General features: G+C 50.2%; 15 protein-coding genes and 1 pseudogene. 15 read left to right on the top strand and 1 reads right to left on the bottom strand.

Features of this window, described 5'->3' with window-relative positions; genetic code table 11:
* Nucleotides 1-3,005: 3,005 nt before the first annotated feature.
* The 4 genes and pseudogenes from ACYVUV_RS04265 to ACYVUV_RS04280 all read left to right on the top strand — a co-directional run.
* A pseudogene (locus tag ACYVUV_RS04265) lies at nt 3,006-5,152 on the top strand (accessory Sec-dependent LPXTG-anchored adhesin); the annotation flags it as partial.
* 200 nt (nt 5,153-5,352) lie between these two features.
* Nucleotides 5,353-8,499: a hypothetical protein gene (locus ACYVUV_RS04270; protein ID WP_484499025.1), complete on the top strand. Its 3,147-nt coding sequence runs from the start codon at nt 5,353-5,355 to the stop codon at nt 8,497-8,499.
* A gap of 209 nt (nt 8,500-8,708) precedes the next feature.
* A complete protein-coding gene (locus tag ACYVUV_RS04275; RefSeq protein WP_439775545.1) occupies nt 8,709-9,593 on the top strand; it encodes a YitT family protein in 885 nt (294 codons plus the stop codon).
* Between the two features lie 66 nt (nt 9,594-9,659).
* Nucleotides 9,660-9,929, top strand: coding sequence for a PepSY domain-containing protein (locus tag ACYVUV_RS04280; protein ID WP_439775546.1), 270 nt, complete (start codon nt 9,660-9,662; stop codon nt 9,927-9,929).
* Between the two features lie 59 nt (nt 9,930-9,988).
* Here the strand turns inward: ACYVUV_RS04280 and ACYVUV_RS04285 are convergent, their stop codons facing one another.
* Nucleotides 9,989-10,846: a pyruvate, water dikinase regulatory protein gene (locus ACYVUV_RS04285; RefSeq protein WP_439775547.1), complete on the bottom strand. Its 858-nt coding sequence runs from the start codon at nt 10,844-10,846 to the stop codon at nt 9,989-9,991.
* Between the two features lie 168 nt (nt 10,847-11,014).
* On the opposite strand from ACYVUV_RS04285, the gene rpsU reads away from it, so the two are divergent.
* From rpsU to rpoD (ACYVUV_RS04340), 11 genes are all read left to right on the top strand, one after another.
* On the top strand, nt 11,015-11,191 hold the full coding sequence (gene rpsU / locus ACYVUV_RS04290) for a 30S ribosomal protein S21 (protein ID WP_002880182.1): 177 nt from the start codon (nt 11,015-11,017) through the stop codon (nt 11,189-11,191).
* Between the two features lie 154 nt (nt 11,192-11,345).
* Nucleotides 11,346-12,293, top strand: coding sequence for a PhoH family protein (locus tag ACYVUV_RS04295; protein WP_296226704.1), 948 nt, complete (start codon nt 11,346-11,348; stop codon nt 12,291-12,293).
* A complete protein-coding gene (gene ybeY, locus ACYVUV_RS04300; protein WP_439775548.1) occupies nt 12,293-12,817 on the top strand; it encodes an rRNA maturation RNase YbeY in 525 nt (174 codons plus the stop codon). Before ACYVUV_RS04295 ends, ybeY begins: the two co-directional genes overlap by 1 nt.
* Before the next feature lies 1 nt (nt 12,818).
* Nucleotides 12,819-13,238 carry a cytidine deaminase gene (gene cdd / locus ACYVUV_RS04305; protein ID WP_484499026.1) on the top strand — a complete coding sequence of 140 codons (420 nt, stop codon included), beginning with the start codon at nt 12,819-12,821 and terminating at the stop codon, nt 13,236-13,238.
* Nucleotides 13,222-14,127: a GTPase Era gene (gene era / locus ACYVUV_RS04310; RefSeq protein WP_439775550.1), complete on the top strand. Its 906-nt coding sequence runs from the start codon at nt 13,222-13,224 to the stop codon at nt 14,125-14,127. The genes cdd and era overlap by 17 nt, the downstream gene beginning before the upstream one ends.
* Nucleotides 14,127-14,876 (top strand): DNA repair protein RecO, encoded by a 750-nt coding sequence (gene recO, locus ACYVUV_RS04315; protein WP_439775551.1) that lies wholly within the window; start codon nt 14,127-14,129, stop codon nt 14,874-14,876. The genes era and recO overlap by 1 nt, the downstream gene beginning before the upstream one ends.
* 265 nt (nt 14,877-15,141) lie before the next feature.
* Nucleotides 15,142-16,053 (top strand): glycine--tRNA ligase subunit alpha, encoded by a 912-nt coding sequence (gene glyQ / locus ACYVUV_RS04320; RefSeq protein ID WP_003618715.1) that lies wholly within the window; start codon nt 15,142-15,144, stop codon nt 16,051-16,053.
* Nucleotides 16,046-18,112, top strand: coding sequence for a glycine--tRNA ligase subunit beta (glyS, locus tag ACYVUV_RS04325; RefSeq protein ID WP_439775073.1), 2,067 nt, complete (start codon nt 16,046-16,048; stop codon nt 18,110-18,112). Before glyQ ends, glyS begins: the two co-directional genes overlap by 8 nt.
* Before the next feature lie 25 nt (nt 18,113-18,137).
* The gene (gene dnaG, locus ACYVUV_RS04330; protein ID WP_439775072.1) at nt 18,138-19,976 is read left to right on the top strand and encodes a DNA primase; all 1,839 of its coding nucleotides are present in this window, start codon (nt 18,138-18,140) and stop codon (nt 19,974-19,976) included.
* Between the two features lie 4 nt (nt 19,977-19,980).
* Entirely contained in the window at nt 19,981-21,066 is a 1,086-nt protein-coding gene (rpoD, locus tag ACYVUV_RS04335) for an RNA polymerase sigma factor RpoD (RefSeq protein WP_439775076.1), read from the top strand.
* A 42-nt stretch (nt 21,067-21,108) separates the two neighbouring features.
* Entirely contained in the window at nt 21,109-22,230 is a 1,122-nt protein-coding gene (gene rpoD / locus ACYVUV_RS04340) for an RNA polymerase sigma factor RpoD (protein WP_439775071.1), read from the top strand.
* The last annotated feature ends 2 nt before the right edge of the window (nt 22,231-22,232 follow it).

A 22,232-nucleotide genomic window follows, 5' to 3' on the forward strand; every position in this document is an offset into this window, starting at 1 on the left:
GCCAGACCCAGAGCGAATCACAGACGACCTCTCAAACTGAATCACAGACTAATTCACAATCTGAATCAGCCAGCGAGTCAGAAAGCTTGTCTGTAAAAGACAGCCAGGAACAAAGCAGCAGCGTCAGTGAAAGTCAATCGGCAAGCTCAAGCCAGTCAGAATCTACTAGCCAAGCTGCCAGCAAGTCTGCATCTGAATCTAATTCAAAGTCAGAAACTGTATCTGCAAAGTCAGAAACTGTATCTGAATCCAAGGCAGAGTCTGAATCCGAATCAAAGTCAGAAACTGTATCTGAATCCAAGACAGAGTCTGAATCCGAATCAAAGTCGGAAGCAGAATCCGAATCAAAGTCAGAAACGACCTCAGAATCAAAGTCGGAAGCAGAATCTGAGTCAAAGTCAGAAACTAAGTCATCATCTGAAACGCAATCTGAGTCAAAGAGTGAAGGCAGCCAAAGCGAAAGCCAGACGGCCAAGGCTAAGATCAATCTCTTTGCTGTTCCGGCAAATCAGGCAAACACGACCAGCATAACTTTGTCAGAAAGCCAGGACAGCCAGCAGACCAGTACGGAAGCTTCAGCCTCCCAGTCACTGTCTGAAAGCTTAGAGCAGCAAGCTTCTATTGACCAGTCCCAATCAGCCAGTGCTTCAGAAGAAGCCAGTCTGTCAGCTTCAGCCAGCGAGTCAGCCGCGGTTGTTGAATATAACAGCAACCTGCAGGTGGCCCAGGCAGAAGCAAGTAAAACCCAGCTGCAGACCTTGTCAACGACTAAGTACTTTGGAAGCAATGTTGACAGCGGCAAGTATAACGAACAAAACGGCAACACAAACGCAAATATTATTTACGGCAATTACGGCTACTCCTACTACACAGGCGGCTACAGCGGCACTGGCACTAACATGAGCCAGACTACGGTTGGCTTTGATGCTTCTACTGGCAAGACTACCTACTTAATTGAAGTTAACCCAACAGGGACCGCTGAAGGTACGCAAAATGTGACGATCTCCGGCTTGAGCAGCAATGCAACTGTTAAGCTTTACAAGACCAGTTCTAGCTATTTGAGCTCACAAGACGTTAACACGGTTATTGACCAACTGGATGACCAGGACAATTTCAGTCAAGTAAGTGTAAATGCTGACGTTTCAAACGGTCAAACCAGCTTTAGCGTGGATACTGACAGAACGACCGGCTACTGGATCTTCACTAATACTGAAACTGGCTACTACTCATACGTAGCTGTAGTTGAAGATACGACCGATCTGACAGCAGGCAGTCAAGTGGCGACAACTGTCCAGCAGGGTTCACAGACCGCTGGAGTTACGACTAGTTTTGATGCAAGTCAATACCAAGCTGACAGTCAGTCCCTGTCAACAGAAGCATCTGGCTCAATTGAAGAAAGCCTGTCGACTTCTGTGTCAGAACATGAGTCTCAGTCTAAGTCAGTTAGCGCGGTTGCTTCTGAGAGCGAGTCTTTGAGCAAGAGTCTGTCTGAAAGCGAAAGCCAAGCGGCCAGCCAGTCAGTTTCTGCTGCGGAATCAGAAAGTACGGCCAACAGCCTGTCAGAGTCTGTCCGCTTGAGCACTTCGGCTTCTGAAAGCGAGTATTTAAGCAAGAGCCTGTCTGAAAGCAAAAGTCAGTCAGTATCAACTAGTCTTTCAGAAAGTGAACTGGCGGAAAAAGATGCTGAAGCCAGCTTGAGCCTGCAGGACAGGGATGCATCACTTTTGGCAAGCAAGGAAGACGCGGAAGATGCTTCAGAAAGCGCCAGCGCGTCAACCAGCACCAGTTTGTCAGAATCAGCAGATGCATCACAGTCAGCCAGCGCGGCAGAATCTCTGTCTAAAGAAGAAGCCAGCGAATCAGAAAGAGTTTCAGCAAGCACTTCCGCGGTTGCGTCCGCATCAGCTTCTGTTTCAGAATCACTCTCAGAATCAGTCAGAGAATCTGAAAGCACCAGCAGATCAAGAGCTGAAAATTACTCCCTGAGTGTTGCGGACTCCATGAGCACTTTAGCCAGCCAGACGGCAGCCAACAAGGGCTTCTTGCTGTACGAAATTAAGAATACGACTCTCGGCAGCGGCTTCTACAGCGCGAAAACTCTGTCAGACCTTAAAGGGTACATGAACTTGTCAACTGGGGTTATTACCTGGGAAGTAACATACCAGCCGAAAGTTCAGTCGGGAGAAGACGCATACTTTGGTTTCTTCGTAAACAGCATGTCTGGCTTGGAAAAGGCTGATAATATTACTGTATACTCAGTCGCTACTGGCGCGGTAGTTGCAGCATACAGCTCAAGCAGCAGTAACAACACTCTTTACAACGTCAACAACACTTTTAGTAGAAATGACGGCAAGGGCAAGCAGGCGCTGGGCTTTAACGTTAACAGTTCCCAAGTCGACGAAAGCAAATTCTATGGTCGTTACTACGGGGATGCTTATACGACTAGCAATAAGATTGATACGTCAAGTGGCGTGGTGGTTACTTTCACTACTAAGATCCCAACTGATAATTTGAGCGACTTTGCGTCAATTGTTAACAACGTCCTCGTTGAAGTTCAAGCAGACGAAAGTGCAACTTCATCTGTTGTCCACGCTACTGGTGCTGAACAAAATTCAGGTCAAAAGAACCTGGGTGCCATCATGGCGGGTTACAAGAACTCCTACGTTAAGGAGGGGTTTGACAACTCCAACAGTGAGGCTCAGTCTCAGTCGGTTAGCCGGTCAACATCTGAATCACAAAGCAAGTCAGAAGAAGCTGAACGCAGTAAGTCAGCTTCAACTAAGCAAAGTGAAGAAGACAGCCGCAGTGACAGCCGGTCCAAGTCATTGGATGAAAGCTCATCAGAATCTGCTTCTAGAAGTGAGTCAGCATCAAAGTCTGCAGAAGAATCTGCTTCAATCAGCGAATCTAAGAGTACGAGCAGATCACTTTCCAGAAGTGAATCCAGTTCTAAGAGAGATTCTGTCTCCAACTCTATTTCAGAGAGCAAGTCTTTGTCGACTTCATTGAGTGATTCTATCTCTAACTCAGAATCTGAAAGCATCAGTGAAGAAGCAAGCAAGAGCGAATCTATCAGTGCAAGCGAATCAGCAAGCTTGAGCAAGAGTGAATACGAGTCAATCAGCAGCTCACAGTCTGAAAGCCAGTCAAGAAGCCTTGCGTCAGAATCTGACAGTCAAAAGGCAGAGAGCGACTCAATTTCAGCATCACAAAGCTTAAGCCAGCAGATTTCGGAAAGTGAAAGTGCATCAAAGAGTGCTTCTGAGGCTAGTGAATCAGCATCCAAGTCACTTAGTGAATCTAAGTCAACTAGCGTGAGCGAATCGGTTTCTAGCTCTCAAAAGTTAAGTGAATCAGTTTCAGCATCAAAGAGCGCGAGTGAGTCAGAATCTGCTTCTGTCAGCCAGAGTCGGTCTAACTCAGTTAGCCAAAGCAAGTCTGCAAGCCAAAGTGTTTCAGCTTCTAAGTCAGCTAGCTTGAGTGAATCTGCAAGCCAGTCAAGAAGCAAGTCTGAATCAATTAGCACAAGCAGATCCGTCAGTGCTTCTGTCAGCCAGTCTAAGAGCAAGTCTGAATCTGAATCAGCAAGTACGTCACTGAGTGAAGAAATTTCTAAGGTTAAGTCTGAATACGAGTCTGACTCAACTAAGATTTCGGAGCGGTTGAGTACGATTGAATCAGCCAGTTTGTCAACTGCAATTTCTAAGAGCACGATCAGCAGCAAAGAAGCTTCTGAGAAGCTCTCAGAAATGGAAAGCCAATCAACTTCGTACTCTGAAAAGATCAGTAAGTCAATTAGCGCGTCTAAGAGTCAGAGTGAATCTGCAAGCAAGTCTACTTCAGAATCGAAGTCATTGAGCGAATCTGCCTCAAAGAGCTTGAGCGAGTCCGAATCAACGAGCAAAGCAGCATCAGAAAGTGCGAGTGAGTCCGCAAGTACTTCAGCGTCAACCAGCGCTAGTGATTCCGCAAGTACTTCAACCTCAACCAGTGCTAGTGAGTCTGCAAGTACTTCAACCTCAACCAGTGCTAGTGAGTCTGCAAGTGCTTCAACTTCAACGAGCGCAAGTGAGTCTGCAAGTACTTCAAGTTCAACCAGTGCTAGTGATTCCGCAAGTACTTCGGTGTCAGAGAGTGCGAGTGATTCCGCAAGTACTTCAGCGTCAACCAGCGCTAGTGAGTCTGCAAGTACTTCAACCTCAACCAGTGCTAGTGAGTCTACTTCAACCTCAACCAGCGCGAGTGCTACTTCAAGTCAACCAGTGCGAGTGATTCCGCAAGTACTTCAAGTCAACCAGTGCTTGATTCAAGTACTTCAACGAACCAGTGCAGTGAGTCTGCAAGTACTTCAAGTTCAACCAGTGCTAGTGATTCCGCAAGTACTTCAACCAGCGCAGAGTCAGAGTACTTCAAGTCAACCAGTGCTAGTGAGTCCGCAAGTACTTCAGCGTCAACCAGTGCTAGTGAGTCTGCAAGTACTTCAACCTCAACCAGCGCGAGTGAGTCCGCAAGTACTTCAAGTCAACCAGCGCTAGTGATTCCGCAAGTACTTCAACCAGTGCGAGTGATTCAACCAGTGCTAGTGAGTCCGCAAGTACTTCAGCGTCAAGTGCTAGTGAGTCTACTTCAACCTCAACCAGCGCTAGTGAGTCCGCAAGTACTTCAGCGTCAACCAGCGCGAGTGATTCCGCAAGTACTTCAACCTCAACCAGCGCGAGTGATTCCGCAAGTACTTCAGCGTCAACCAGCGCTAGTGATTCCGCAAGTACTTCAAGTTCAACCAGTGCTAGTGAGTCTGCAAGTACTTCAAGTTCAACCAGTGCAACCAGTGCTAGTGATTCCGCAAGTACTTCGGTCAACCAGTGAGTCAACTTCAGCGTCAACCAGTGCTAGTGAGTCTGCAAGTACTTCAACCTCAACCAGTGCTAGTGAGTCTGCAAGTGCTTCAACTTCAACGAGCGCAAGTGAGTCTGCAAGTACTTCAAGTTCAACCAGTGCTAGTGAGTCCGCAAGTACTTCAGCGTCAACCAGTGCTAGTGAGTCTGCAAGTGCTTCAACCTCAACCAGCGCAAGTGAGTCCACAAGTACTTCAAGTTCAACCAGTGCTAGTGATTCCGCAAGTACTTCGGCGTCAGAGAGTGCGAGTGAGTCTGCAAGTACTTCAAGTTCAACCAGTGCTAGTGAGTCTGCAAGTACTTCAGCGTCAACCAGCGCGAGTGATTCCGCAAGTACTTCAAGTCAACCAGCGCGAGTGATTCCGCAAGTACTTCAACCTCAACCAGTGCGAGTGAGTCCGCAAGTACTTCAAGTCAACCAGCGCTAGTGATTCCGCAAGTACTTCAAGTTCAACCAGTGCTAGTGATTGCAAGTACTTCAACCTCAACCAGTGCTAGTGAGTCTGCAAGTACTTCAACCTCAACCAGTGCTAGTGAGTCCGCAAGTACTTCAGCGTCAACCAGCGCGAGTGAGTCCGCAAGTACTTCAAGTTCAACCAGTGCTAGTGAGTCTGCAAGTACTTCAACCTCAACCAGTGCTAGTGAGTCTGCAAGTACTTCAACTTCAACGAGCGCAAGTGAGTCTGCAAGTACTTCAAGTTCAACCAGTGCTAGTGATTCCGCAAGTACTTCGGCGTCAGAGAGTGCGAGTGATTCCGCAAGTACTTCAGCGTCAACCAGCGCGAGTGAGTCCGCAAGTACTTCGGCGTCAGAGAGTGCGAGTGATTCCGCAAGTACTTCAGCGTCAACCAGCGCGAGTGATTCCGCAAGTACTTCGGCGTCAGAGAGTGCGAGTGATTCCGCAAGTACTTCAGCGTCAACCAGCGTGAGTGAGTCCGCAAGTACTTCAACCTCAACCAGTGCTAGTGAGTCTGCAAGTACTTCAACCTCAACCAGTGCGAGTGAGTCTGCAAGTGCTTCAACTTCAACGAGCGCAAGTGAGTCTGCAAGTGCTTCAACTTCAACCAGTGCTAGTGATTCCGCAAGTACTTCAATCTCAACCAGTGCATCAGAATCCACTTCCTCAAGTGAGTCTGGCTCAACGAGCGTAAGCAACTCCGAATCCACTTCCTCAAGTGAGTCTGGCTCAACGAGCGTAAGCAACTCCGAATCCACTTCCTCAAGTGAATCTAACTCAACAAGCGTAAGTGGCTCCGAATCCACTTCCTCAAGTGAGTCTGGCTCAACAAGCGCAAGTGGTTCCGAATCGACTTCAACCAGCGAGTCTGGTTCAACAAGCGCATCTGGCTCAACTAGTGCAAGTGGTTCCGAATCGACTTCAACCAGTGAGTCTGGTTCAACTAGTGCAAGCGGCTCAGAATCCACTTCCACAAGTGAGTCTGGTTCAACTAGTGCAAGTGGCTCAGAATCCACTTCCTCAAGTGAATCTGGTTCAACGAGCGCAAGCAGCTCCGAATCAACTTCAACAAGCGCATCTGGCTCAACGAGCACTAGCGGTTCAGAATCCGCTTCAACGAGCGCAAGTGGTTCAGAATCCACTTCCTCAAGTGAGTCTGGCTCAACGAGCGTAAGTGGCTCCGAATCAGCTTCAACAAGCGCATCTGGCTCAACGAGCGCAAGTGATTCAGAATCCACTTCCACGAGTGGGTCTGGTTCAACTAGTGCAAGCAACTCCGAATCCACTTCCACGAGTGAGTCTAGTTCAACTAGCGTAAGTGGTTCCGAATCAGCTTCCTCAAGTGCATCTGGTTCAACGAGCACCAGTGGCTCCGAATCAGCTTCAACAAGCGCATCCGGCTCAACGAGCGCAAGTGGTTCAGAATCAACTTCCACGAGTGAGTCTGGTTCAACTAGTGCAAGTGGCTCCGAATCCGCTTCAACGAGCGTAAGTGGCTCCGAATCCACTTCCACGAGTGAGTCTGGTTCAACAAGTGCAAGTGGTTCAGAATCCACTTCCTCAAGTGAGTCTGGTTCAACAAGTGCAAGTGGTTCAGAATCTACTTCCTCAAGTGAGTCTGGCTCAACTAGCGTAAGTGGCTCCGAATCAGCTTCCTCAAGTGCATCTGGTTCAACGAGCACCAGTGGCTCCGAATCAGCTTCAACAAGCGCATCTGGCTCAACGAGCGCAAGTGGTTCCGAATCAGCTTCCTCAAGTGCATCTGGTTCAACGAGCACCAGTGGCTCCGAATCAGCTTCAACAAGCGCATCTGGCTCAACGAGCGCAAGTGGTTCAGAATCCACTTCCTCAAGTGCATCTGGCTCAACTAGTGCAAGTGGCTCAGAATCCACTTCCTCAAGTGAATCAAGTTCAACTAGTGCAAGTGGTTCAGAATCCACTTCAACCAGTGAGTCTGGTTCAACAAGCGCAAGCGGCTCAGAATCCACTTCAACAAGTGAATCTGGTTCAACGAGCGCAAGCGGTTCAGAATCAGCTTCAACAAGCGCATCTGGCTCAACGAGCACAAGCGGTTCAGAATCAGCTTCAACAAGCGCATCTGGCTCAACTAGTGCAAGCGGCTCAGAGTCCACTTCAACAAGCGCATCTGGCTCAACAAGTGCAAGTGGTTCCGAATCGACTTCAACCAGTGAGTCTGGTTCAACTAGTGCAAGCAGCTTAGAATCCACTTCAACAAGTGAATCAGGTTCAACGAGCGTAAGTGGCTCTGAATCTACTTCAACCAGTGCATCTAGCTCAACAAGCGCGAGTGGCTCAGAATCGACTTCAACAAGTGAGTCTGGTTCAACTAGCGTAAGCGGCTCCGAATCCACTTCCTCAAGTGAATCTGGTTCAACTAGCGTAAGCAGCTCTGAATCAACTTCTTCAAGTGAAAGCACGAGTTCCTCAACTGCTTCCGTAAGCACCAGCACAAGTGAATCACTTAGCGTAAGTGAATCGGAAAGCATTAGCCAATCTCAGAGCGTAAGCAGTTCTACGAGTGAAAGCCAATCAACGAGCGAATCCCTGAGCACCTCTGCAAGTCAGAGTGCAGCCCAGATTCCTAACACTGGCAACACTCCAATCGTTCCAACGATCCCGGCTACTAACACGCCAACCACGCCAACTGCTCCAGCAACGCCGACCGCAACTGCAACGACTAATGTTGCAACTCCTGCAGCTACCGCAACGACTGCCGGTACGACGACCGTCCAAGGCACTGCGGCTACGACTAACGGTACTACCAACGCTGGTAACACAACTAATGCAGGTAATACCACCAACACTCCAGCTCAAAACTCCACGAGCACTAGCGTTGGTTCTATCGCTGCTGACAGTTCCGAAGGCTCAGTAACTGCTTCCGTTGGCAACTCTGAAAGCGCCAATGCTGAATACCAGGCTTCTGTGAGCGCGTCAATTTCTCAATCAGAGCTTGAGAAACTGCAAATGTCCGCTTCCGAACTGGCAAGTATGAGTGACCCGACCTCCGCTGAACAAAGTGTTGTAACTTCTGTCTCAGCTAGCGCGTCTGTCTCAACTTCAGAATCAACATTTAACTCAAGTGTGGCAAGCTCCCAGAGCAACAGCCAAATTAACTTGAATCGGTAATTTCTATAATCAATAATTGATTTGAAAGCGTCTAAACTCTTATAGGGCTTAGGCGTTTTTTTATATAAAAAGTTGTGGGAAAAGCCCCAATAATTTATGAAAAAGCTGTATCATAAATAAGGATGTTCATTGCTTTGTCTTCTAATAGGCGGGGCAAGGCCAGTTGCCACAGGTTGCTGATCCTGTTACGACGGAAAGGAAAGCAGAAAATGAAGCTATTTGATTTGAATCGCTTGTCACGAAATTACGGCTTTTTGGTAAAAATTGGTACGGCGATTCTTTACTCAGTCATGGTTGCCGTAGCCTTGAACTTCTTCTGGCATCCCGGCCACATCTATTCTTCCGGGATCACGGGTTTCGCGCAGATCGTCAACACTGTGACCAGCCGCTACATGCCATTTACCATCCCAACAGAAGTGATGTACTTTGCCTTGAACGTACCCCTCTTTATCCTAGCTTGGTTCAAGATCGGCCGTGAGTTTACCGGCTATACCATCTTCGCGGTTGCCATGTCCACGATCATGATGCGCTTTATCCAGCCAACTCATTTGAGCCTTGACCCAATCCTCTGCGCCATCTTCGGGGCAGCTGTCAACGGGATCGGGACGGGTATGGCCTTAAAGAGCGGGATCTCTACGGGTGGCTTGGACATCTTGGGTATCGTTGTCAGGAAGAAAACTGGCATGAACTATGGCAAGTTCAATATCTTGGTCAACTTGATCATCGTTTTGATCGCTGGCTTTCTCTTTGACTGGTCCAGAGCCCTTTATACGGCCTTGAACATTTTTATCAACGGCCGCTTCATTGACTCGGTTTACACCCAGCACAACAAGCTGCAGGTAATGATCGTTACTGAACATCCCAATGACATTATTGAAGGGATTCAAGAAAAAATGCACCGCGGGATCACCATCTTCCATGACGTGGAAGGGGCCTACGGGCACACTGAAAAGACCGTCCTTTTAACCATTATCGACACTTACGACCTCTACGACATCCGAACCACGGTAGAAAAATGTGACCCCTTTGCCTTCATGAGCGTGACTGAAGTGCAGAAAGTTTATGGCAGATTTAGAGAACAAGAAGTTGTTTAGCTATTGAAAAATATTAAAAAGCAAATTATACTTGTGTTATACAGAATAAGTGAGGTGGTGAAATAGATGCCAGATGGAAGGGACAACGGCCGCTATCAACCTAAATATATTGGCTTGGATTTGGCGACTGAGATCGCCACTACTTACGCTAAACAGCACGGACACCACAATGTCAAGCTGCTGATGACCAAGACAAGCCCTGACAAACGATCAGAGTATTTTTACGTCTTCAGCGTAACTGACAGCATGAGCGAGAACGGCAAGAAGGAATATTTCATTTTAGTTGATCCAGTTTCTGGAGAAGTCTTCAGAGTGGATGAAAGTCCGCTGAGATAAAAGAAAAACGCGCGCTTACGTTTCCTGTAAGCAGCGCGTTTTTTTACGCAAATATTTGATTAATCTTCTTCGTAGCCCAGGTGGTTCATAATCAAAGCCGCGGTTTCTTCGATTGACCGTTCAGCCACGTTGATTACGAAGCAGCCCAGCTTCTTGTACAAAGCCATGGCACTGTCCAGTTCGGCATTGATTGAGTCCATGTTGGAGTATGCCGTGTCCGGATCCATCCCGTAGCTGATCATTCTTTGCCGGCGGATGCGGTTGAGCACTTGCGGGTCGTTAGTCAAGCCGATGATCTTCTTCGGGTCGATCTGATAGATTTCCTTTGGAATGTGGGTTTGCGGCACCAGCGGCAAGTTGGCAACTTTCAGCCCCTTGTTAGCCAAAAGCAGGGAAAGGGGAGTCTTGGAAGTCCGGGAGACCCCTAAGAGAACAACGTCAGCTTCCAAAAAGCCCCGCGGGTCCTTGCCGTCGTCGTACATAACCGCGAATTCCATGGCGGAAATCCGGTTGAAGTACTTGTTGGTCAGTTGGTGGTTGGCCCCAACCACGCCGCTTGGCTTCATATGGGTCGTCTGGCTGATGGCCTCAATGATCGGGGACAGGATGTCGATGTATTTAGCCTTGTGTTCCCGGGCAAACTTGATGATTGGCAATTGCAGCTTCTCATCAATCATGCTGTAGACAATGACCAGGTTAGGGTATTGCTCAATTTCTTCCAGGGTAGCGGCCAGCTTCTTTTCATTGGTCATGAAAGGATAGCGGCGGTAGTTAACTTCCGCGTCAGGGAATTGAACGGCTGCCGCTTGGGCGTTGTTGAAGGCCGTTTCCCCGGCTGAGTCGGAAATAATGATAATGTTGATTTCCATCTTTTCTGTCTTTTCCGTTTGCTTGTTTTCTGCTTTATTTTCAGTCATATAGATCACCTCATCAATTATATTATACCGGATAATGCGCTTTCTGGATCTTTGCCGAAAAAACTTTTCAAAAAATCTGCCCAGGCTATTGACGATTAGTCGATTTTTGCTATAATTTAGATAAATGTTTATGGCAGCAATGCCAAGAAATGGAAGGAGGGATCACACATGGCTAAGACTATCGTTCACGAAAACGAGTCTATTGATGATGCTCTTCGTCGTTTCAAGCGTTCCGTTTCTAGAAGTGGTACTTTGCAAGAATACCGCAAGCGTGAATTCTACGAAAAGCCAAGCGTTCGCAGAAAGTTAAAATCTGAGGCCGCTCGCAAGCGTAGACATTATTAATCGACTGAAGCTCTCGTGAAAACGGGAGCTTTTTTCTTGCTTGATTTTCCGTGTTCTCTTTTGGCCTAAATCGTGTATCATTGGTTTAGAAGAGTATAGTCTGGCGGGCAGAGATGTGCTTGCCCGCTGGTTTGAAAATGAAGGAGTTCTTTTATTGGAAAAGAAGTTTTTGCCCCACAGCAGCGAAAATATCCAGAAGCTGGTGGGCGTCAATGACAGCAATTTGAAGCTGATCGAAGAAGGCTATGAGGTCACTGTTACCGACCTGGGCGGCCAGATCAAGGTCGCTGGTCCAGAAGAGCAGGTAGAGACCGTTTTGCGGGTCTTGAAGGCCCTGGATGGGGTAGCCAGCAACGGGATCAACTTAACCCCGGCGGATGTGGTCAGTGCCATGAAAATGGCTGACCGGGGGACAACTGAATACTTTGGCGACCTCTATAAGCAGATCTTGATCAGAGACGCCAAGGGCCGGCCAGTCCGGGTCAAGAACATGACCCAGAAAAGTTACGTTGAAGCCATCAACAAGAGTGACGTGGTCTTTGGCATTGGACCCGCCGGGACCGGGAAAACCTTCCTGGCTGTAGTCTGCGCGGTTGCTGCCTTTAAGCGGGGGGAAGTTTCCAAGATCATCCTGACCCGGCCAGCAGTTGAAGCTGGGGAATCCCTGGGCTTTTTGCCAGGGGACCTTAAGGAGAAAGTTGACCCTTACCTGCGGCCAATCTATGACTCCCTTTACGCCATCTTAGGGCAGGGACCAACTGACCGCTTGATGGAGCGGGGCGTTATCGAAATCGCTCCTTTGGCTTACATGAGAGGGCGGACCTTGGAAGAAGCCTTTGTCATCTTAGACGAAGCGCAAAACACGACTGATGCCCAAATGAAGATGTTCTTAACCCGGCTGGGCTTTAACTCCAAGATGGTGGTTAACGGGGACATGACCCAGATCGACCTGCCTGGCAAGGCTCACAGCGGTTTGATCACGGCCCGCAATATCCTGCAGGGGATCGACCAGATCAAGTTCGTGGAATTCAGCGCGGCTGACGTTGTCCGGCACCCGGTCGTGGCAAAGATTATCAAGGCATATGAAGAGGAAGGTAAATAATGCAGGGAATTGACGTAAGCTACAGCGATGAAGTCGGCTTTTTGACTAAGGGAGACCGGGACTGGGAAGACTGGATCATGCAGCTGCTCCTCATGGCGAAAAAGGAAATCGGCAAGGACAATGCCCAGGAAATGAGCATCAACTTTGTTGACGAAGACCGGTCGCAAGCCATCAACCGTGATTACCGGGACAAAGACCGGCCAACCGACGTGATCTCTTTTGCCATTGAAGACGGCGACGACGGCCTGGACCTGGCCATGTTCACCCAGGACCCGGACTTCACTGAAGATATCGGCGACCTGTTCATGTGCCCGAGCGTAATCGAGCGCCACAGCAAGGAATACGGCACCGGCTTTGACCGGGAGTTCGGCTACACGATCGTGCATGGCTATCTGCACTTGAATGGCTATGACCACATTGAGCCGGATGAAGCCAAGGAAATGTTTGGCATCCAGGGCAAGGTCTTGGAAGACTATGGCCTGCCCCTGTACCCGGACCAATTAGACGAAGGAAGAGGGAAGTAGCATGAACGAGTTAGAGGAAAAGCTTTTCTCACTGGCTAAGGATCATTTGGCCGACGCCTATAGTCCTTATTCACACTTCCACGTGGCCAGCGCTTTGGCAACGGAATCGGGGGAGATTTTTACCGGGGTCAATATCGAAAATTCTTCTTTTGGCTTGACCAACTGCGCTGAACGGACGGCGATCTTCTCCTGGGTCAACGCTGGCCGACCGGGCAAGATCAAGTGCCTCTTGATCATCGGCAACACTGACCGGCCAATTTCACCTTGCGGGGCCTGCCGGCAGGTAATGAGCGAGTTCATGGATCCGGATACGGAAGTAATTCTGACCGACAGCCAGGGTGACTTTGAGCGCTTTACAGTCGAGCAATTGATACCATACCACTTCACAGAAAAGGACATTCAAGATGGGGCAAACAAGTAAACACAAGTCAGGTTTCGTAGCACTGGTCGGCCGGCCAAATGTCGGCAAGTCAACCTTGATGAACCGCTTAATCGGGCAGAAGGTGGCGATTACTTCAGCCAAGCCGCAAACCACCAGAAACAAGATTTCCGGCATTTACACTGAAGATGACATGCAAGTTGTCTTCGTTGACACGCCAGGGATTTTCAAGAGCCATTCCGACCTGGACGAATATATGGACAAGGCCAGCCTGTCTTCTTTAAAGGACGTTGACTTAGTCATGTTCATGGTTGACGCTAAAAAGGCCGGCAAGGGCGAGGAATATGTGGCCGGCCTTTTAAAGGATTTGGATATTCCGGTATTTTTGGTCATCAACAAGATCGACCAGGTGCACCCAAATGACCTTTTGCCAATCATCGACTCTTACCAGGCCGTGGGCAAGTTCGCGGAATTTTTGCCAATTTCAGCCCGGCAGGGCAACGGGGTCGACGACTTGCTCAAGACCTTGAAGGACTACCTGCCAGAAGGGCCGCAATACTACGCTTCAGATGAAGTGACTGACCGGCCGGAATACTTCGTGGTGGCCGAAATGATCAGAGAGCAGATTCTCCGTTTGACTGACCAGGAAGTTCCCCACTCAACTGCCGTTTGGGTCGACCAGATGAACCAGCGGATCAATGGCAAATTGCAGATTGACGCGACGATTTTTGTGGAAAAAGACGGGCAAAAGCGGATCATCATCGGCCAAAGAGGGGCCATGATCAAGCAGATTGGGATGCGGTCCAGAAAAGAAATCGAAAACTTGCTGGGCGAGAAGGTCAACTTGAAGCTTTGGGTCAAGGTGCGGCGCAACTGGCGGCAGGATCCGGCCTTCCTCAAGTCCATCGGCTATGACAAGAAGGACCTTTAATGGCCGCTGACCTGCTCGACGTTCACGGCCTGCTGTTTAAAAGGCAGCAGTATAAAGAAGCTGACCTCTTGGCCAAGCTTTGGACCAAGGAACTGGGAATCGTCACGGTCATCGCCAAAGGCGGAATGCGGCCCAAGTCCCAGCTGGCCGCGGCTGCCTTGCCTTTTACGGAAGGGACTTTCGGGATCTTGACCCGCTACAAGGGGATCAGCCAGCTGCGGACTTATAAGAAGCTGAGCCAGCATGATGAGCTTTTCACCGACCTGGACAAGAATGCCTACCTGTCCTATCTTTTTGACTTGGCTGACCATGCCTTCAGTGAGTACCAAAAATTAGGCGGCTACTATGACTTATTGCTGGTGGCTTTTGACCGGATCGTGGCTGGCCAGGATCCGGAAATCATTTGCCAGATCGTTCAGCTGCAGCTTCTGCAAGCCTTCGGGGTAGCTCCTCAGCTAGGGGCCTGCGTTATCTGCGGCAAGGAAAAAGGAATTTTTGACTATTCTATTGCCGCCGGAGGTGTGGTCTGCAGCGACCATTTCCGCTCTGTCAGCCGCCTGCACCTGTCGGCAAAGGCCACGGCCTTGCTCAGAACCTTGGGCCTTTTGCCAATCACCCGTTTAGGCAACATCCAGATCAGCGAAGATTTGAAAAAGGAAAGCCGGCGGGCTATAGCCCAAATATACCAGGCAACCGTTGATTTGAACCTGCCCAGCCTTCGCTTTTTAAATGAGGTCCGGGGCAGCTGATTTTCCTAAAAAAACATGAAAAGAAAAGGAATTTGTGGTAAAATAGCCTGTATATTGGTAATGATGAGGAAATAGAAAAGTACCGCGGCAGCGAGTATCGGTTGGTGGAAGGATACAGCGGGAAAAGGCCCCTCTAGCCAAGCTAATTAAGAGCAGGAGGCAAATAGGCTTCCTGAATTAGGGTGGAACCGCGAATACTTTTTTCGTCCCTATGCAAAAGTGAAATTGCATAGGCTTTTTTTATGGCCTTGCATAGGAGGTAACTATGGCACAAAAATTAGATATTCAGACCATGATCTTCAAGCTTGAACAGTTCTGGGCTTCAAAAGGCTGCATGATCATGCCGTCATATGATGAAAACAAGGGTGCGGGGACGATGAGCCCTTACACCTTCTTGCGGGCAGTCGGGCCAGAACCTTGGAAGGCCTGCTACGTTGAACCTTCCCGCCGGCCTGCTGACGGGCGTTACGGGGACAACCCGAACCGGCTCTTCCAGCACCACCAGTTCCAAGTCGTTTTAAAGCCGGCTCCGCTGGAAATCCAGCAATACTACCTGGATTCATTGAAGGTTCTGGGCATTGAACCATTGGAACACGACATCCGTTTCGTTGAAGACAACTGGGAAAACCCATCCATGGGCTGTGCCGGTGTCGGTTGGGAAGTCTGGCTGGACGGGATGGAAGTTTCCCAATTTACTTACTTCCAAACTGTCGGCGAACTGGACGTCAAGCCTACCATGGGTGAAATCACCTACGGGGTTGAACGTCTGGCTTCCTACATCCAGGACGTCAACTCAGTCTTTGACCTGGAATGGGGCGACGGCGTCCTTTACCGGGACATCTTCAAGGAACCTGAATACGAACACTCCAAGTACGCTTTCGAAGAAAGCGACCAGAAGCAATTGCTGGAATTCTTCGACACTTACGAAAGAATTGCCAAGCGCCTTTTGGGCCAAAACCTGGTTCACCCGGCTTACGACTACATCTTGAAGTGTTCCCACACCTTCAACCTGCTGGACGCCCGCGGGGCAGTTTCAGTAACTGAACGGGCAGGCTACCTGCACCGGATCCGCAACATGGCTCACGAAGTAGCGGTTAAGTTTGTGGAAGAACGTGAAAAGCGCGGCTTCCCATTGTTGAAGAGTGCACAAGCAAAGGCGGAGGCAAGCAATGACTAAAGACTTTTTATTTGAAATCGGCGTTGAAGAAATGCCAGCCCACGTGGTCAGCAAATCAGTCAAGCAGCTGGCTGACAGAACTGGCAAGTTCTTGAAGGAAAACGGCCTGGGCTTTAAGGAAATTCAAACTTATTCCACTCCCCGCCGCCTGACTGTCCTGGTCAAGGACCTGGATGAAAAGCAGGCTGACGTGGATGAAGTTAAGAAGGGGCCGGCCAAGAAGATCGCCCAAGACGCTGACGGCAACTGGACCAAGGCCGCTGTCGGCTTTGCCCGCGGCCAGGGGATGAGTGCCGATGACATCTACTTTGAAGAACTCAAGGGCGTTGAATATGCCTACGTCCACGTGCAAAAGGCCGGCAAGGAAGCCAAGGAAATCCTTTTGGGCCTGGACGAAGTAATCAAGGCCATGACTTTCCCGACCAAGATGCGCTGGGACTCCCAGGACTTTGAATTTGTTCGCCCGATCCACTGGCTGGTTGCCCTTTACGGCAGCGAAGTAGTGCCAGTTCAGTTCCTGGACATCACTGCCGGCCGCAAGACTGCCGGTCACCGTTTCCTGGGCGACAGCGTGGTTTTGGCCAACGCTGACGACTACGTGGAAGCTCTCCGGGACCAATATGTCATCGTTGACGCTGACGAACGCAAGGACATGATCGTTTCCCAGATCAACGACCTGGTAAGCAGCCACAACTGGCAGATCAAGCTGGATGCCAGCCTCTTGGAAGAAGTCAACAACCTGGTTGAATACCCGACTGTTTTTGCCGGCTCATTTGACCAAAAGTACCTGGAAATCCCGGATGAAGTCTTGATCACTTCCATGAAGGACAACCAGCGCTACTTTGAAGTCTACGACCAGGACGGCAAGCTGATCAACCACTTCATCTCAGTCAGAAACGGGAACAAGGACCACCTGGAAAACGTCATTTCCGGTAACGAAAAGGTTTTGGTTGCCCGGCTTGACGACGCGGTATTCTTCTACGACGAAGACCGCAAGTACCCGCTCAGCCACTTTGTTGACCGGATGGACAGCGTTTCCTTCCACGACAAGATCGGTTCTATGGCGGAAAAGATGACCCGGGTCCGGATCATCGGCGACTACCTGGCTAAGCGTTTCGGCTTGTCAAGTGAAGAAGTGGCTGACTTTGACCGGGTAAGCGGCTTGTACAAGTTTGACCTGGTAACCCAAATGGTCGGCGAATTCGCTGAACTGCAAGGGGTTATGGGGATGCACTATGCCCGTCTGGCTGGCGAAAACGAAAACGTTTCTGTCGCCATCAAGGAACACTACATGCCAACCACGGCGGAAGGCGATCTGCCAAAGACCAAGGTCGGCGCCCTTTTATCAGTTGCTGACAAGCTGGACACCATCATCGCCTTCTTTGGTGCCGGGATGATTCCTTCATCATCAAACGACCCATACGCTTTGCGCCGTTATGCTTACGGGATTGTCCGGATTCTCTTGAATGAAAACTGGTCCCTGCCATTTGACCAGGTTATTCCGGAAATCGTTGAACTTTTGTCTGGCAAGACTCCGGCCAAGCTGCCGCAAGGGGCTGAAGCAGACAAGCAACTTGCTGACTTCATCCGTGACCGGATCAAGCAGTTCCTGCAAAAGAACAACTACCAATACGACGTTATCGACGCCGTTCTGGCCTCAAGCGAACAAGACCCAAGCCAGATCCTGGCCGCAGCCAAGGTTTTGCAGCAGCACCACGACGACGAAGCCTTCAAGCCAGTCGTTGAAAGTCTGACTAGAATTGCTAACATCTTGAAGAAGGCTAAGTTTACCGAGGCTAGTCCGGTTGACCCGAGCTTATTTGAAGACAGAAGCGAACAAGACCTTTATAATGGAGTTGAAGCTTTGGCAAATGTCAAGGACCATGCGGAACTTTATGAAGCCTTCGTTGCTCTGCAAGGGGTAATCGACCGCTACTTCGACGTCAACATGATCATGGCCAAGGACGAAGCAGTCAAGAACAACCGCTTGAGCCAGTTGGCAGCTGTCAATGACCTGGCCAAGCGCTTGGGTGACTTGAGCAAGTTGGTTATCAAGTAAATTTTTGAATAAAGGGTGAGGCAAATTGGCTGGAAGAATTTCGGAAGATTTTATCAATGAAGTTCGGGGCAGCGTAAACATTGTTGACGTGATCAGCCAGTATGTATCACTGGAGAAGAGAGGCAAAGACTATGTAGGTCTTTGCCCTTTTCATCAAGAAAAGACCCCTTCTTTCAGCGTCAACCCGGACAAGCAGTTCTTCTACTGCTTTGGCTGTCACAAGGGCGGTAATGTCTACAAGTTCATCATGGAAAAGGAGGAAGTAACTTTTCCAGAAAGCGTTGAAAGAGTAGCGGAATTCGCCAATATCCCCATGCCCCAGGAATACCAGGAGCAGCCGGTCAAGCTGAACCCCTTGATGCAGATGCATAAGGACGCGGCGGACTTTTACCAACAGGTTCTCATGACCACCAAGATCGGTGAAAGGGGCCTGGAATATGCCAGACAGCGGGGTCTGGACGATGACCTGCTCAAGCACTTCAAGATCGGCTATGCCCCAGGCAAGTCGGACCTGCTTTTGACTTACTTAAGAGGCGAAGGCTATACGGAGGACCAGCTGGAAGAAAGCGGCCTCTTTGTCAAGAGCCAGGACGGCCGCCTTTTTGACCGCTTCAGAGACCGCTTGATGTTTCCAATGAGCGATGAAAGCGGCCACCCAGTAGCTTTTTCAGGCAGAAGAATCAGCGATGACCCGGAAGAGCCCAAGTACTTGAACAGTCCGGAAACCAGCATCTTCAACAAATCCGACCTCCTTTTCCACTTCTCTGAAGCCAAGAAGCATGCCAGAAAAGAAGGGCACTTGGTCTTGTTTGAAGGGCATATGGACGTGATTTCCGCCTACAAGGCCGGGATTAAGACAGGGATTGCCTCCATGGGGACCAGTTTGACCCAGCAGCAGGTCTACATGATCCGCCGGATCACCAAGCAAGTCGTCATCAACTACGACGGCGACGATCCGGGCCAGCACGCTACTGAGCGGGCAGTGGGCCTCTTCAAGCAAGCTGGCAACTTTGACCTAGGGATCGTGATCTTGCCAGACAAGCTTGACCCGGATGAATACGTCAAGCAGTACGGAGCTGACAGCTACCAGGCCGCAATCAAAGGTGCCATTTCAACCACCGACTTTTTCCTGCAGCGCTTGAAGAAGAAGTACAACTTAAACAACGAGCGCGAACAGGTGGCATATTTAAGCGAGGCAGTCGCCGAGATCGCTGCCCTGCCCAATCCGGTTGAACAAGACTTGTATGTCAGCCGCTTAGCTAAGGAAACCGGCGTTTCGCTGGATGCTTTGAAGGTTAACCTGTCAAGGGCCCGCCGCAAGCAGCGCCGGGTTGTCCAGCACACAAATAACGAAGTCCTGCCAGAGCCAGCCCCCTTGGCGCCAGCAGAAGCTCCCCAGCCGGTTACCCGGTCGTTAAAAGCACAGCAGCGCCTGCTTTATGCCTACATCTATTCAGATGAGGCCCGCGACTACTTGCTTATCAATGGCTTTGTTTTTCCCAACCCGGAATACGAGCGCCTGGCCAAACTTTGGCTCAATTACATTGAAACTCATGAAAATGTTTCATTAAGCGGCTTTTTAGATTTTATTCCTGAAGAACTTCAGAGTATAATTGTTAGTACTGACATGACCGAGCTGCCGGGAGAAATTACCCTGGAAGAGCTCGAAGCGCAGGTACGGGTACTCAACCTGTGCAAGATAGATGATGAGATCGACCGCCACATGCAGGCGATTGCAGACGCGCGTCGGCGAAACGACCAAACGGAAATTTTGCTGGAAACACAGGCAATTTTGCAGCTAAGACAGCTGAAGCTGCAAGAAGAGGAGGCAGTTAGTGACAAAAGAAAAGCAAGCCAAGGCTAATGAAATGTCCCTGGAAAAGGCGGTTAAGCTGGTTGTTGAAGGAGTAAAGGCCAGCCACCAGATCACGGAAGCTGCATTCACCGATCGCTTGATCAAGCCTTATAAGCTGGAAGGCAAGGCAGTCGACCAGCTGGTCCAGGAATTTGAAGATAATGGGATCAGCATCGTTGATGAGGCCGGCAAGCCTTCCAAGCTGGCCTTAACCAAGCAGAAAAATGTTGAAAAGGCCGAACTGAACAATATGGCGGCCCCGACCGGGATGAAGATGAATGACCCGGTCAGAATGTACCTAAAGGAAATCGGCCGGGTCAACCTTTTGACCAGTGAGGAAGAGGTGGCCCTGGCCAAGCGGATTGAAGCCGGCGATGAGGAAGCCAAGCAGGAACTTGCCGAAGCCAACCTGCGTCTGGTGGTTTCCATCGCCAAGCGTTATGTCGGCCGGGGGATGAACTTTTTGGACTTGATCCAGGAAGGGAATATGGGCCTCATGAAGGCGGTCGACAAGTTCGACTACCGGCTGGGCTACAAGTTCTCAACTTACGCGACCTGGTGGATCCGGCAGGCCATCACCCGCGCGATTGCTGACCAGGCGCGGACGATCAGAATCCCGGTCCACATGGTGGAAACCATCAATAAACTGATCCGAATCCAGCGCCAGCTGCTCCAGGATCTGGGCAGAGACCCGGAACCGGAAGAAATCGGAGCAGAAATGGACCTGCCGGTCAAGAAGGTCAGAGAGATCTTGAAGATTTCCCAGGAACCGGTTTCTTTAGAGACGCCAATTGGGGAAGAGGACGACTCCCACTTGGGCGACTTTATCGAAGACAAGGACGCGATGAGTCCTGAACAGCACGCGGCCAACGAGATGCTGAAAGAGCAGTTGGCTGAAGTTTTGGACACCTTGAGCGACCGGGAAGAAGAAGTCCTGCGCCTGCGCTTTGGCTTGGACGATGGCAAGACCAGGACTTTGGAAGAAGTCGGCCAGCATTTTGAAGTGACCCGGGAACGGATCCGGCAAATTGAGGCCAAGGCCCTCAGAAAGCTCCGCCACCCGAGCCGGAGCAGCCAATTGCGGGATTTCTTAGATTAATGTGCAGCAAGGTGCTGCGTGTGATAGAGTGAAGGCAATCAAATGACAGACAAAGCAAAGCAGACAGGAAAGGCAGACCAGGTATCTCTGGCTGATGCCGTTAAGTTAGTTGTTAAGGATGTCAAGAAGAGCAAGCAAATTTCTGAAAAGGAATTTACCGACCGCTTGCTGAAGCCTTACCAAATCGAAGGCCGGGCGGTCGATCAGCTGGTGCAGGAATTTGAAGACAACGGGATCAGCATTGTCGATGACAAGGGCGAACCGTCCAAATTGGCCCTGGCCAAGCAGAAAAATGTTGAAAAGGCGGAGCTTGAGCACTTGTCAGCTCCAGGCAGCCGGATGAATGACCCGGTCCGCCAGTACTTAAAGCGGATCGGCCGGGTCAGCCTGCTCAGCGGGGATGAAGAAGTCCAGCTGGCCAAGCGGATTGAAGCCGGCGATCAGGAAGCCAAGGATGAACTGACCAATGCCAACCTGCGTTTGGTGGTTTCCATCGCCAAGCGCTATGTTGGCCGGGGAATGAGCTTTTTGGACTTGATCCAGGAAGGGAATATGGGCCTCATGAAGGCGGTCGACAAGTTCGACTACCGGCTGGGCTTCAAGTTCTCGACCTACGCGACCTGGTGGATCCGGCAGGCCATTACCCGCGCGATTGCAGACCAGGCGCGGACGATCAGAATTCCGGTGCACATGGTGGAAACCATCAATAAGTTGATCCGGATCCAGCGCCAGCTTCTCCAGGACTTGGGCAGAGACCCGGAACCGGAAGAAATTGCCGCGGAAATGGATTTGCCGGTCAAGAAGGTCCGGGAAATCCTCAAGGTGGCGCAAGAGCCAGTTTCGCTTGAGACGCCGATTGGGGAAGAGGACGACTCCCACTTAGGCGACTTTATTGAAGACAAGGACGCGACCAGTCCAGAGCAGCACGCGGCAAGTGAATTGCTGAAAGACCAGCTGGCTGAAGTACTTGACACTTTGACTGACAGGGAGGAGAATGTATTGCGTCTGCGTTTTGGCCTGGACGACGGCAATCCCCGGACTTTGGAAGAAGTCGGCCGGGTCTTTGGGGTGACCCGGGAGCGGATCCGGCAGATCGAGGCCAAGGCCTTGCGCAAGCTGCGGCACCCTAGCCGGAGCAACCAGTTGCGTGACTTTTTAGAGTAGTA

This window comes from Lactobacillus sp. WILCCON 0149 (genome assembly GCF_057197965.1).